This is a genomic window from Prevotella sp. AGR2160 (assembly GCF_000424185.1).
Classification (GTDB): domain Bacteria; phylum Bacteroidota; class Bacteroidia; order Bacteroidales; family Bacteroidaceae; genus Prevotella.
In genome coordinates, this window is record NZ_AUJK01000001.1 from 272,982 (window position 1) to 286,974 (window position 13,993).

Annotated in this window: 12 protein-coding genes and 1 pseudogene; 5 read left to right on the forward strand and 8 right to left on the reverse strand. The window is 51.7% G+C overall.

The window, feature by feature from the left end:
• The first annotated feature begins 54 nt into the window (after positions 1–54).
• The gene (thiC, locus tag G604_RS0101220; protein WP_028908949.1) at positions 55–1,620 is read left to right on the forward strand and encodes a phosphomethylpyrimidine synthase ThiC; all 1,566 of its coding nucleotides are present in this window, start codon (positions 55–57) and stop codon (positions 1,618–1,620) included.
• 9 nt (positions 1,621–1,629) lie between these two features.
• Positions 1,630–2,223: a thiamine phosphate synthase gene (locus tag G604_RS13200; protein ID WP_036904233.1), complete on the forward strand. Its 594-nt coding sequence runs from the start codon at positions 1,630–1,632 to the stop codon at positions 2,221–2,223.
• A gap of 337 nt (positions 2,224–2,560) precedes the next feature.
• On the opposite strand, the gene upp is transcribed toward G604_RS13200, so the two are convergent.
• The 4 genes and pseudogenes from upp to mnmA all read right to left on the reverse strand — a co-directional run bounded on the left by upp (position 2,561) and on the right by mnmA (position 7,148).
• Positions 2,561–3,217: a uracil phosphoribosyltransferase gene (upp, locus tag G604_RS0101230; RefSeq protein ID WP_028908950.1), complete on the reverse strand. Its 657-nt coding sequence runs from the start codon at positions 3,215–3,217 to the stop codon at positions 2,561–2,563.
• A 124-nt stretch (positions 3,218–3,341) separates the two neighbouring features.
• Complete coding sequence (gene nrdG / locus G604_RS0101235) at positions 3,342–3,839, reverse strand: anaerobic ribonucleoside-triphosphate reductase activating protein (RefSeq protein WP_036904237.1); 498 nt, start codon at positions 3,837–3,839, stop codon at positions 3,342–3,344.
• Positions 3,839–5,791, reverse strand: a pseudogene (locus G604_RS13205) (anaerobic ribonucleoside triphosphate reductase); the annotation flags it as partial. The pseudogene G604_RS13205 and the gene nrdG, both read right to left, overlap by 1 nt.
• Positions 5,792–6,062: 271 nt before the next feature.
• Entirely contained in the window at positions 6,063–7,148 is a 1,086-nt protein-coding gene (mnmA, locus tag G604_RS0101245; protein ID WP_036904331.1) for a tRNA 2-thiouridine(34) synthase MnmA, read from the reverse strand.
• Positions 7,149–7,324: 176 nt separating this feature from the next.
• On the opposite strand from mnmA, the gene G604_RS0101250 reads away from it, so the two are divergent.
• Positions 7,325–7,894: a hypothetical protein gene (locus tag G604_RS0101250; protein ID WP_155941820.1), complete on the forward strand. Its 570-nt coding sequence runs from the start codon at positions 7,325–7,327 to the stop codon at positions 7,892–7,894.
• A 129-nt stretch (positions 7,895–8,023) separates the two neighbouring features.
• On the forward strand, positions 8,024–8,890 hold the full coding sequence (locus G604_RS0101255) for an aldose 1-epimerase family protein (protein WP_028908954.1): 867 nt from the start codon (positions 8,024–8,026) through the stop codon (positions 8,888–8,890).
• Positions 8,891–9,178: 288 nt separating this feature from the next.
• Here G604_RS0101255 and G604_RS0101260 read toward each other — a convergent pair whose 3' ends face one another.
• Genes G604_RS0101260 through rsmA form a run of 4 tightly spaced genes read right to left on the reverse strand, consistent with a single transcriptional unit; the run spans position 9,179 to position 12,430 of the window.
• A complete protein-coding gene (locus G604_RS0101260; protein ID WP_028908955.1) occupies positions 9,179–10,051 on the reverse strand; it encodes a DMT family transporter in 873 nt (290 codons plus the stop codon).
• A gap of 32 nt (positions 10,052–10,083) precedes the next feature.
• The gene (gene rsgA / locus G604_RS0101265; RefSeq protein ID WP_028908956.1) at positions 10,084–11,016 is read right to left on the reverse strand and encodes a ribosome small subunit-dependent GTPase A; all 933 of its coding nucleotides are present in this window, start codon (positions 11,014–11,016) and stop codon (positions 10,084–10,086) included.
• 4 nt (positions 11,017–11,020) lie between these two features.
• Positions 11,021–11,581, reverse strand: a complete 561-nt coding sequence (frr, locus tag G604_RS0101270; protein WP_028908957.1) for a ribosome recycling factor — start codon at positions 11,579–11,581, stop codon at positions 11,021–11,023.
• Between the two features lie 30 nt (positions 11,582–11,611).
• Entirely contained in the window at positions 11,612–12,430 is an 819-nt protein-coding gene (gene rsmA, locus G604_RS0101275; protein WP_028908958.1) for a 16S rRNA (adenine(1518)-N(6)/adenine(1519)-N(6))-dimethyltransferase RsmA, read from the reverse strand.
• Positions 12,431–12,947: 517 nt separating this feature from the next.
• Between rsmA and G604_RS0101285 the strand changes: the two genes are divergently transcribed.
• Positions 12,948–13,937 carry a lysylphosphatidylglycerol synthase transmembrane domain-containing protein gene (locus tag G604_RS0101285; protein WP_028908959.1) on the forward strand — a complete coding sequence of 330 codons (990 nt, stop codon included), beginning with the start codon at positions 12,948–12,950 and terminating at the stop codon, positions 13,935–13,937.
• Positions 13,938–13,993 lie beyond the last annotated feature (56 nt).

Genomic DNA, 13,993 nt, shown 5'->3' on the forward strand with positions numbered 1-13,993 from the left:
CTTTGCAAGCGCAAGGAAGCGTAATAATAACGACCCCCAAAAACAAAACGAAAGATGAACCAAGACTGCAAACAGGAATCAACCTATTCTAAAAAGATTTACCGGGCGGGGACGCTGTTCCCCGACCTGCGCGTGGGCATGCGGGAGATCTCCCTCACGCCTACCGTCACCATCACCGACGGAAAGAAGGTCATGAAGGCCAACGACCCCGTCCTCGTTTATGACACCAGTGGTCCCTATGGTGATCCCAACTATCAACAAGACCTCCACCGTGGCCTGCCGAAGCTCCGTGAAGGATGGATCCGCCGCCGTGACGGCAAGTCCCTCCTCGACTGTGCCCGTCAGGGCATCATCACCGAAGAGATGGAGTATGTCGCTATCCGCGAGAACATGGACTGCCAGGAGAAAGGCATCGAGACGAGGATCACCCCGGAATTCGTCAGAGCGAAGATTGCCGAGGGTACCGCCGTCATTCCTGCCAACAACCACCATCCCGAAACGGAACCGATGATCATCGGTTCCGACTTTCTCGTGAAGATCAACACGAATATCGGCAACTCAGCCGTATCGTCGGGCATCGAAGAGGAGGTCGACAAGGCTCTATGGAGCTGCCGTTGGGGCGGTGACACCCTCATGGATCTCTCCACGGGCGACCGCATCCACGAGACACGCGAGGCTATCCTCCGCAACTGTCCCGTCCCTGTGGGAACGGTACCGATGTACCAGGCTTTTGAGAAAGTCGATGGGAAGATTGCCGATCTCTCCTGGGAGGTGTTCCGCGACACCCTCATCGAACAGGCCGAACAGGGCGTGGACTATTTCACGATCCACTGTGGCATCCGTCAGAACAATATCCCCCTGGCCCTCCACCGTCTCACGGGAATCGTCAGCCGTGGCGGCAGCATCATCGCCCAATGGTGCCAGCAACACCATGAGGAGAGTTTCCTCTATACGCATTTCGATGAGATCTGTGACATCTGTCACCGCTATGACGTCGCCATCTCCCTCGGCGACGGTCTCCGACCGGGCAGTATCCACGATGCCAATGACGCCGCACAATTCGCCGAACTTGACACCCTCGGTGAACTCGTCCAGCGGGCCTGGGATCATGGCGTACAGGCTTTCATAGAAGGTCCGGGCCATGTGCCGATGCAGAAGATCCGTGAAAATGTGGAGCGTCAGAAGGAGAAATGCCACGGCGCACCCTTCTATACCCTCGGTCCGCTCGTGACGGATATCGCACCAGGCTATGACCATATCACGAGTGCCATCGGCGCCGCCATGATCGGGTGGTACGGTACGGCCATGCTCTGCTATGTCACACCGAAGGAGCATCTCGCCCTGCCCGACAAGGACGATGTGCGCACGGGTATCATCACCTATAAGATTGCCGCCCATGCTGCTGACCTCGCCAAGGGACACCCAGGGGCACAGCTCCGTGACAATGCCCTCTCGAAGGCCCGTTATGACTTCCGATGGAAAGACCAGTTCCATCTCTCCCTGGATCCTGAACGCGCCGAGGAATACTATCTCGCCGCCAACCCGCAACAGGGTAACTACTGTTCCATGTGCGGCCCGAACTTCTGTGCTGCCCGCATCAGTCATCAGTTGAATCGTTAACCTCAGCATATGCTTCGTATCGCTATCACACGACCGGATGTCTTCGAGGGAGAGGCGGCGATGATCGTCGACCGCCTTGCCCGTTTCGATCTCATCCATATTCGAAAGCCGGGAGCATCACGGGAGGTCATAGCCAGCCTCCTCGATGCCCTCCCGGCATCTTGTTATAACCGTCTCGTCCTCCATGACCATTACGACCTCGTCAGGGAATATCATCTCCGTGGCATCCATCTCAACCACCGCAATACCACACCCACATGGGTCGATCCGACCGCCACGGGCAGGGGCTGTCCCTTGTGGCGGTCCGTCGGCGGAACGCCAAATGAGCCCTCCATTTCCCGCAGTTGCCACTCCCTCGAAGAAGTGGCGCACTATAAAGAAAGGTGTGATTATGTCTTCCTCAGTCCTATCTACGATAGTATCTCCAAACAAGGATACCACAGTGCCTTCACGACGGAAGACCTACTCCAGGCCCGTGACGAGAGAATCATCGACGCGAAAGTCATTGCGCTGGGAGGAGTGAGTGAGGAGAAAATTCCCGAAATCCAAATTCTCGGTTTCGGCGGTTATGCCATGCTCGGTGCGGCATGGAGTGCTATGTAAATGGAGAATGGAAAATAGAAAATAGAAAATGGAAAATAGAAAATGTCCTAAAAAAATTTACGCCACAACTCTCAAACGAGCTGTGGCATAAAATATGTTTAACTTGAAAAGTAATTTCATGTAATGAACACTGCCTCACGACAATCTTCGTTACCGTTAAACAATCATCTTTTACCTTAACCTAATAACTAAAAACCTAAATCTATTACTACTAACCTAAACAATCTATTAACCTTTTGACGAGTGCAAAGGTACATCGATTATCTTTACTAGCCAAATATTTTCGTGATAAATTTTCGAAACCAATAATATACTTGACTTAAATCAAGCCTTTTGCTTATATTTTCTCACCATAACACAAATCTCCGGCATCTCCGAAACCCGGCACAATGTATTTATGCTCATTCATCCCGGGATCGATAGCGGCACACCACACCGTCGTATTTTCCGGGAAGGTCTTGCGAATATGATCGATTCCCTCCGGCGTGGCAATGACACAACAGACATGGACTTGGCGCGGCGTGCCCTTCGTCAGAAAGGCCTTGTAACCGAGTTCCATACTACCTCCCGTGGCCAACATCGGGTCGGCGATAACAAGGACCTTCCCTTCGAGACTCGGCGTGGCCAAATACTCCACATGAATATCGACCTCCTCATGGGCGGCATCCCGATATTCACGGTAAGCGCTCACAAAGGCATTACCGGCATGGTCGAAGACTCGCAGAAAGCCCTGATGAAACGGCAGACCGGCACGAAAAATCGTGGCAAGGACAACCTCTTCCGACGGGACGTCGAGGGTAGACACGCCAAGGGGGGTCTCCACCTTCACAGAATGATAGTCAAGGGTCTTCGAGAGTTCGAAGGCTTCAAACTCCCCAATCCGTTCAATGTTATTGCGAAAGAGCAGTCGATTACGTTGGTACTCCTTATCCCTCACCTCGGCCATATATTGGTTGATGATGGAATGTTGTTCACTAAAATTAATAATCTTCATTGCTTGTATTTTTTCCGACTGCAAAATTACAACAAAAAATACAACCAAGAAAACATAACGGGGATTTTTTGTAGGGACATATCACTCCCCTCCCCCTTCGGGGTGGAGTTGGGGGGTGAGGCTTCTAAATATCCATCTCCGCCTCCACCACTTTCCCTTGCCGCAGCGACTCCTGTACATCAATGAGGCGCTGATTGCTGCTGCCACGGAAAAGGAGGTCGGGATCCTTCAGAGCCTCCACGAAACGACCGTCGACGAGGACGTCAAGCTGGGTGAGGAGGCGGCGCTGCGCCTCGTTCTTCACAAGGTCCTCAAAAGAGAAACCGGTATAGCACCAGATCGTCTTCTTACTCTTGGCCCGGATCGCCTTCGCCAGTTCATAGAACCCCTCCGGCTGGAACATCGGATCACCACCGGAGAACGTGACATCGGCGAAAGGATCACTCAGCACTTCTTCCAGGAGAGCCTCCGTATCTACCTCATGACCATTATGGATGTCCCACGACTGAGGATTATGGCAGCCCTTGCAATGGTTCGGGCAACCGGCACAATAAATGGACGTCCGGAATCCCGGCCCGTCCACCATTGTATCGTGAATAACTTGTAATATGGATATCTTCATTAATCTAATTTTGACCCTTGGATATGTGTCACACGGTCATGGAGCTCAGCGAGTTTACCGGAGTTCCAGCGGTCGGTGGTACCAACGAGATAACCGGTGATACGCTGCAGACGGTCGATATGGGTGCTGCCACATTTCGGACAACTCTTCATATTCGGATCGGCATTCTCGTAACCACAGTTCATACAACGGTTGCGGTTGTGGTTCACACTGCCGTAACCCATATTGAACTTATCCATCATATCGACGACACGCATGATGACCTGCGGGTTATGGGTAGCATCACCATCCATCTCCACATAGAAGATATGGCCGCCACGCGTCATCTCATGATAAGGACCCTCTACCTCCGCCTTGTGGAGGGCGGAGCACTTATAGTATACCGGAACATGGTTGGAGTTCGTATAATACTCACGATCGGTGACACCGGGGATGATACCGAACTGCTTACGGTCCTTCTTCGTGAACTTACCGCTCAGTCCCTCTGCCGGCGTGGCGAGGATAGAATAGTTATGATGATAACGCTCACTGAAGACATTGGCACGGTCACGCATATGACCGACAATCTTCAGACCTAGCTGCTGAGCTTCCTCACTCTCTCCATGATGCTTACCGACAAGGGCCTTCAGACATTCTGCCAAACCGATGAAGCCGATACCCAGCGTACCCTGGTTGATGACACTCTCGATGGTGTCCTCGGGATTGAGCTTGTCTGCGCCGATCCACAGATATTTCATCAGCAGAGGGAACTGCTTGACCATGGCCGTCTTCTGGAACTGGAAGCGCTCGTCGAGCTGCTTGGCCGTAATGTCGAGCATATGGTCGAGCTTCTCGAAGAAGAGAGCGATACGGTCCTGTTTGTCTTCCACACCCATGCACTCAATGGCGAGTTTCACGATATTGATGGTGGAGAAACTCAGGTTACCACGGCCCACACTCGTCTTCGGTCCGAAACGGTTCTCGAAGACACGTGTACGACAACCCATCGTAGCGATCTCCCACATATAACGATTGGGATCATCAGCACGCCAGTTTTCGTTCTGGTTGAACGTAGCGTCGAGGTTCAGGAAGTTGGGGAAGAACCGGCGCGCCGTCACCTTACAAGCCAACTTGTAGAGGTCATAGTTACGGTCCTCAGGGAGGTAGTTGACACCACGCTTCTTCTTCCAGATCTGAATAGGGAAGATAGCCGTCTCACCATTGCCAACACCCTGATAGGTACTCTTCAGAATCTCACGCATGATGCAACGCCCTTCGGCACTCGTATCCGTTCCGTAGTTGATGCTGGAGAAAACCACCTGGTTACCACCACGGCTGTGGATGGTGTTCATATTATGGATGAATGCCTCCATGGCCTGATGGACACGGTGGACGGTCTTGTTGATGGCATGCTGCTCAAGGCGCGCCTTTCCCTCGAGACCGTCAAGGTCCTTCTCGAGATAGTCGTCGATGGCGATATCGTAAAGATCATGGAGATCCTCACCCGTGAGCTGCTCAAGATTCTTCACCTCTTCTTGATAAGAGCTGCGGACATAAGGAGCAAGATAGAAATCGAAAGCGGGAATGGCCTGACCTCCGTGCATCTCGTTCTGACAGGTCTCCAGGGAGATACAAGCCAGGACGGCAGCGGTCTCTATACGCTTGGCGGGACGACTGCTGCCGTGACCAGCCGTGAAACCGTGCTTGAGAATGACATCAAGAGGATGCTGCACGCACGTCAGACTCTTCGTGGGATAATAGTCCTTGTCGTGGATATGGAGATAGTTGTTCTTCACAGCCTCACGGACATCATCACTCAGAAGATAGTCGTCGGTAAACTGCTTCGTCGTCTCCGAGGCAAACTTCATCATCATACCGGCAGGCGTGTCGGCATTCATATTCGCATTCTCACGCGTAATATCGTTGTTCTGAGCGTTGACAATACTCATGAAGATATCGCGCTGGCGATTCTTCGCTTCCTTCATCCGAACCAGACGGACGTGCTGGGCCTCAATGGTCTCTATCGTTGCTTGTTCTTTCATTTTTACGGGTTTATTTGACTTGCCAGGAATTGTGATTGCAAAGGTAGCAAAAAGAACAATACAACGATAATTTTGGACAACTTTTTACGTGTTAATTTATGTCAATTCGGTATTAATCAATAAGTTACAAAAAGTTTTGGAAAACTTTCCCGATTGTTTATGGATGAATGTTCACAAAATCGAGCAAGTTTTCCTTTAAGTATTACAGTGTAATTTCCCCACTACCAAAGCATTTGTGATGTTCCGCGTCATAGATCACGCAGAACTGTCCGGGGGCCACGCCGTGGATCTTCTCGTCACTCAAGACCCGATAACGGCCGTCGGAGAGCATCTCAACGGTGGCCGGATGATACTCGGGCGTATGACGGATCTTGAAGGTCACACGATCAGGAAGACTGTTGATACCCTCGGTGAGAAAGTCAAAGTCATGGATCAGGAATTCTTTCTTATAGGCCGTCTCGGGATCATAGCCGTGAGAGACATAGAGGATGTTGTGCGCCACGTCTTTCTTGACGACAAACCAAGGACCACCACCGAGACCAAGTCCCTTGCGCTGACCGATGGTATGGAACCACAGCCCCTTGTGCTCGCCAATCTTCTTACCCGTCTCGAGCTCAATGACATCACCGACCTGTTCACCGAGATAACGGCGGACATATTCATTATAGTCAATATTCCCGAGGAAACAGATGCCCTGGGAATCCTTGCGATGGGCATTGATGAGATGTTCACGCTCGGCGATCTCCCGCACCTGCCCTTTCACGAAATGGCCGATGGGGAACAGCGCCTTCTTGAGCTGCCACTGGTAGATCTGCGCCAGGAAGTCCGTCTGGTCCTTCACGGGATCGGGACTCGTCGTGAGCCATTTGCGGCCGTCGATGATCTCCGTCTGGGCATAATGACCCGTGGCGATGAGGTCATAGTCATGGCCGCGCTTCTCGTCGAAGGCACCGAACTTGATGAGCCGGTTGCACATCACGTCGGGATTGGGCGTGAAGCCCGCCTTCACCTTCTCCATCGTATAGCGAGTCACCTGTGACCAGTATTCCTGATGACAATCTACAACCTCCAGACGACAGTCGAAACGGCGTGCCACGGCTGTCGCCATCTCCAGGTCCTCCTCGGAGTTACAGTCCCACGACTCCTTCTCCTCGGGACCGATCTTGATATAGAAACAGTCGGGATGGAGGCCATGGGAAGCCATCTCCCAGACGACGACGGACGAGTCGACGCCGCCGGAGAGCAACACGGCAATGCGCTTGTCTTTGAGTGCAGAATAATCAATCATGGTGCAAAAATACAAAAAAAACGGCAATCCCCGACATTTTCCGTCTATATTCTGTTGTAGATTTTCACGTTCGATATTGTTCACTGAGAGAGAATAAATACAAAAAACCCCCATCACGATCGTGTTTTTTCCCTATTTTTGCATTAAAATAATATGTAGGCCAATAAAATACAACTTTGAAACGATTATTTTCTCTATTCATCACCTGTCTGTTGCCGCTGACAATGGCAGGTTCTTTAAAAACCGCGAAAGACACCACGGCAATGGATGTCAGTGCCCTGCGATGGCTCTCCACCATCAGTCAGGGTCGCGACCTCATGGACAATGATCATGACGCTGAGGGGGCCACGGAGAACGAGCAGGCCCTCCTCAAACGGATCAGGGAGATGAAGTCTGAGGGCTGTGACGCCATCAGACTTTCCGTCTGTTGGGATACTTCTTTTTATGATTCAAGATGTCGTTCTTTCGCCCCGGCATGGCTTGATCATATCCAAATCGTGGTGTCGCCGGAGTTGGCTTCGAGTTCATTGCCGAGATTCCACCCCGCACGGATGTTCTTCACCGTCTGCCAGGCTGTCTCCATGGATTCCTGTGCCCCCGCTGATGCTGACAGCAAGAGCAAAACTAAGGTGACACTTGTTTTGATTGTCTTCATAAATAATTTGATGTATTGTTGTTGGTTAAATAACAGCTACAAAGATAATCTTTTTCCTCCATTTAATCATCCGAAAAAACAGAAAAAATGAATCTTCTGGCTAATCAAGACCCATCTTTAAAACATTTCCTACCCACAAAATTTTGAAAGATGGAGATTTTTTCCTATTTTTGCAAGGACAAGCTCAAAATGGCAATACATTTACCAGAATACAAATACAATGGAACAAATCAACAACGACACACTGACGCTGACCATCAGTGAACATGGTGCAGAACTGCAGAGTATCCGCGACGCCAAAGGTCAGGAATATCTCTGGGATGGTGACGAACACTATTGGAACCGCCACTCTCCGATTCTCTTCCCGCTCGTCTGTGGACTGTGGCAGGATACCTACCGCATAGACGGAAAGGAATATCATCTCTCCCGCCATGGCTTCGCCCGCGACACCGACTTCAAGGTAGTACGCAAGTCCGCCGACCGCATCACTTTCGCCCTCTCCGACAGCGAGGAGACCCTCAAGGTCTATCCCTACCATTTCAACCTCGCCATCTCCTATCGTCTGGAAGGCAACAAGATCCATGTCGTATGGCATGTGGAGAATACCGACCGCCAGACCATCTTCTTCCAGATCGGTGGCCATCCCGCCTTCCTCGTTCCCGGAGCCCGCAAGGGAGAGCCACTGCGCGGACGACTGCGCTTCGACAATCCACGCCCCGAGCGCCTCTATGGCAATGACCATGGCTGTATCGTCAAAGGCTATCACCCCATAGAGACCGACAACGGCGTCTGGGTCTTCACGGAGGATATGTTCCGCGATGACGCGCTGATCTTCGACCGTAGCCAGATCCGACATATCGAGATCCTCGATGACGACGACAAGGCTGTCGTCACCGTCGACTGTAAGACACCGGCCCTGGGCATCTGGAGTCCCGCCGGCAAGCATGCGCCCTTCGTCTGCATCGAACCGTGGTATGGCATCCATGACTGGGCCGGCTACCAAGGGGAGTTCAAAGACAAGTATCTCATGAACCAACTCCTCCCCGGCGCCTCCTTCATGAGCGAATATACCATCACCATCGGCTAACCAGTTTCATGGCCTGCCGTCGAGTGCTTGCGCTTTGCAAGCGCAAGTAACCAAAAAGCCCGTCTAAGAAGATCCCTCCTCTTAGACGGGCTGATCCATACACGCCTGTATGAGTTAAACCTATAAAATGTCATGTGATACGATACTGCAAAGGTAAAAGCATCAAGGGTTATGAGAACTATTTTTTCAGCAAAACGCTTGTTTTATTCAGTAAAAAAAGAATGCCCCCTGCCTCAAGGCAGAGGGGCACCATCCTGAAATTCACGGTACAAACTACTAATAAAATTCTTACTTTCTCAGAACAATGAGGATCACGGCGGAGAGGATGAGAAGAATTCCTATGGCCAAACGGAAGGTAAAGCTCTCACCATATATGGCACAACCAATGAAGACAGCCGTCATCGGCTCCAAGGCGCCCATGATGGCCGTCGGCGTTGATCCGATGTTGTCGATGGCAACATTGATGAAGAAGATGCTCAGCACGGTCGGCAGTAAGGCCAACTGCAGCGCATACGTCCACTCCCCTGCACCATGAAGCATCGGCACATGCTCGCCCGTGATCAGCAGCCACAGACAGACGGTGATACTGCCGAAGAGGAGTACCCAGAATGTGAAGCGCAGGGCGGAATAGCCCATGTGTACCTGACTCGTGGCGATAAGATAGAACGCATAGAGCAGAGAGGAGAGCATGACGAGGGACACGCCTACCGTACTCAGTGTCGCCCCTCCTGCGCCACCACCTCTATATAATAGGGCAATACCGAGGACAGCGAGGGTGATGGAGATCGTCGTCGACCACCTCAGCCGCTCATGGAAGAACGCCACCATCAGAATAGCCGTCATGATCGGATAAGAGAAGAGGATCGTCGAGGCCACACCGGCATCCATGTAATTGAAGCTCAGATAGAGCGTCAGCGACGACATCGCGAAGAAGGCGCCAAGGATCGACAGACGGATGGCATTGCCGCGCTTGATATGGAAGGTCTCATGCCGGCAGGCCATCCAGACGGCAATGATCACCGTCGCCAGAACATAACGATAGAACAGAACGGCCCCCGCCGTGAAATGGTCCTGATAGAGGGCCAGTGTTCCCAGTGGGTTCGTGCCATAGAAGATAGCGCCGAGGATCCCGGCGAGATAACCTTTTACTTTTGTATTCATAATTCATCGGAACATGAACAATCATGTTCTTACTAGAATGCCTCACGATATTTGTTCTCGTCCTTATCCTCCAACATGGAGAGATAACTCTGATAACGGCTCTCGGCAATGTAATGTTCCGCCACGGCCTTGCGCACGGCACATCCTGGCTCATGGGTATGGGTACAGTTGGAGAAACGACAGTCCTTGGAGAACTTGAAGATCTCACGGAAATAACTCGTCAGCTCTTCCTTCTCGATATCAAAGGTGCCGAAGCCCTTGATTCCCGGCGTGTCGATGAGCCATCCCCCACCGGGAAAGGGCAGCATCTCGGAGAAGGTCGTGGTATGCATGCCCGTGTTGTGAGCATCACTGATCTCCGCGGTACGCAGATGGGCCTCCGGGATGAGCTGGTTGATGAGCGTGCTCTTCCCCACTCCACTGTTTCCGCTGAGGAGTGTCGTCTTTCCCTTGAGCAACGGCCGCAGGGCATCGACCCCGTCGCCATGGACGGCGGAGATCTCATGACACTCATAACCGATGGTGTCATAGAGCGTCATCATCATCCGCTCATAATGGATCTCCTCCTCGGAGAGCAGGTCATGCTTGTTGAAGATGAGCACCACAGGCACACGATAGGCCTCGGCACCGGCCAGGAAACGGTCGATGAAGGTCGTGGAGGTCTGCGGATAGTTGACGGTGACGACGAGGAAGGCCTGGTCGAGGTTGGCGGCGATGATATGACTCTGTTTCGAGAGATTGGAGGCCTTGCGGATAATGTAGTTCTTCCGGTCCTCGATCTCCGTGATGAATGCCGTTCCCTCGGCATTCTCCACAAGGGTCACACGATCGCCGACAGCCACGGGATTCGTAGAACGGATACCCTTCAAACGGAAGTTTCCCTTGATCTTCGACTCCACGAGACGGCCGTCATCGGTCTTCACCGTATACCACGACCCGGTATTCTTGATGACAAGTCCTTTCACTGGCTTAGACCGTCATGATTTCCTTCTGCTTGGCATTAAGAAGTTCATCGACAACCTTGATATACTTGTCGTGAACCTTCTGCAGACTGGCCTCAGCATCTTTCTCGTTATCCTCGGAGAGACCATCCTTGATGGCCTTCTTCAGCTTGTCCTTGTAGTCACCGCGGACATTGCGGATCTCCACCTTCGTCTTCTCGCCGATCTTGTTGCACTGTTTGACAAGTTCCTTACGGCGCTCCTCGGTAGGCTGCGGGAGATTCAGACGGATCACCTCACCGTTATTCTCCGGCGTGATACCGACATCAGAGTCCATGATACCTTTCTCAATGGCATGGATCTGCTTCCGGTCCCAAGGACGGATGGCGATGGTACGGGCATCGGGAATCGTCACGTTGGCAACCTGGTTCAACGGCACCATCTGACCGTAACTCTCCACACGGACAGAGTCAAGGATGGCGATATTGGCACGGCCGGCACGGATACGCGCCAGCTCTTCCTCAAGATAGACAGCGGCCTTCTTCATGCGGCCCTCTGCATCTTGCAATGTTTTCTTAACGTCTAACATATCTGTTTTTTTTAGATTTTTGCCACAAATTTAGTCATTTTCCGCCGAATGAGCAAACGATTGCAGTGTTTTTTCCACTTCACGGGTCAAAGAAACGAAATCGGCCACACTGAGTTGCTCGGGGCGGCGCGTCATGATGTCTTGTTCGAAGAATGCCGCCGACGGCTTCTCCTTACCGAAGAGCTGTTTGATACTCACGCGCAGCATCTTCCGCCGCTGTCCGAAGACGGTCTTGACAATCCGCTTGAAGAGACGCTCGTCGCAGTCGAGATGATCCACGCCGTTGCGCGTCATGCGGATGACGGCACTCTTGACCTTAGGTGGCGGATTGAAGACATTCTCGTCAACCTGGAAGAGATACTCCACATCATAATAAGCCTGGATAAGGACACTCAGGATGCCATTGGCCTTCGACCCGGGCGCGGAGGCGATGCGCTGTGCCACCTCCCGCTGGATCATTCCCGTGCAACAGGGGATGAGATCCTTGTTCTCCAACATCTTAAAGAAGATCTGGGAGGAGATATCATAGGGATAATTACCCGTGAGCACAAACGGCTGCCCCTCAAAGACCTTCGTGAGATCCATCTTCAGGAAGTCGGCGCCGATGATATCCTCATGGGCGATGTGGAAGTTCTCATGCAGCCACTGCACACTCTCGGGGTCGATCTCCACGACACGCACGCGGCGGCCTTTCTGACAGAGATACTGCGTCAGCACACCCATGCCCGGCCCTACTTCCAGGATGGGGATATCAGGACAGGCATCAACGGTGTCGGCGATGCGCTTGGCTATAGACAGATCGGTCAGGAAATGCTGACCGAGATTCTTCTTTGGTGTAACGAGTTTCATTAGCTTACGTTTTCTGTCTGCAAATATACAAAAAAAACAGGGAGGAGCGAAGAAAGACCGTAGTTATTTTCTTAATTTCCCGGCCTGCCGTTAAGTGCTTGCACTTTGCAAGCGCAAGGAAGCAAAAAAAATCCGGCCCCCAAAAAGGGAACCGGACCATATGAAACATTTTCTTGCTTTCTCAAAAAAAGAGGACGACCATGTGTCTGTCGCCCTGTCGGGCAGCCTTACTTCTCGTCGAAGTTGATCTTGTTGCCCATGTTTACTGCCTGTGCCACCATGATGGCAACAACGGCAAATGAAATCAATGCTAACATAATGTGTGTCTCCTAAATTTTATTTGTTACCTGAATTTCTCTTGCACCCTTGCGGATGCCAATCTTTTTTCTTTTGACACTGCAAAGGTACAAAACCTTTCGTGTGCACGCAAACAAATGAAGTATTTTCTTCCATTTTCGCTTTTTTTCTTGATTTGGGTCAAAGGTCTCAGATTTTTTCCCTAACTTTGCACGACAAGATGAAGCAAACATTAAACGATATCATGAAGGTCGTCTTCTCGCTCCTTTTGGGCGGCGCGATCCTCTACTGGATGTACCGGGGTTTTGACTTCGGGAAGGTGGAGTATGTCCTTTTGCACGAGATGGACTGGACCTGGATGATCCTGTCCTTTCCCTTCGGCATCCTGGCACAGACCTTCCGCGGCTGGCGGTGGAAACAGACACTGACACCGCTCGGTGAGCACCCACGCGACAGTGTGAGCATCAATGCCATCTTCATCAGCTATGCTTCCAGCCTGCTCATCCCGCGCATCGGCGAGTTTGCACGCTGCGGCGTTCTCCGTCGGTGGGACAACGTGTCCTTTTCCAAATCCCTCGGTACCGTAGTGACGGAGCGGGCCATCGACTCCCTCCTCGTCATGATCATTACCCTGCTCACCTTTATCACGCAGATCCCCGTCTTCATGACGTTCTTCCGCAAGACCGGCACAAGCGTGGATGCCATCCTTGGAAAGTTCACCGCCACGGGCTATCTCGTCACCATCGGCTGTGCCCTTGTCACGGGAATCTTCGGATATTACCTCATCCGGAAACTCTCTATATATAATAAGGTGAAAGATATGATCGCCGGGATATGGGCGGGCATCACCTCACTGAGGAACGTGAAGAACGTCCCGCTGTTCATCTTCTTCACCATCGCCATCTGGGTCAGCTATTTCCTCCATTACTACCTCACGTTCTTCTGTTTCCAGGAGACGAGTCATCTGAGTATGGCCTGTGCCCTCGTGACTTTCATCGTTGGCTCCATCGCCGTCATCGTTCCCACACCGAACGGCGCCGGTCCCTGGCACTTTGCCGTGAAGACGATGCTCATCCTCTATGGCGTGAGTCAGAATGCTGCCCTCTATTTCGTACTCATCGTACACTCCATCCAGACACTCCTCGTCATCGTCCTCGGCATTTACGGTTGGATCGCCCTCCAGCTGACTGCCCGAAGAAATGAAAACTAATTATAAATCTATCGTGAGCTATAGAAATCTATAGCGAGCTATATAAAAAAACTATC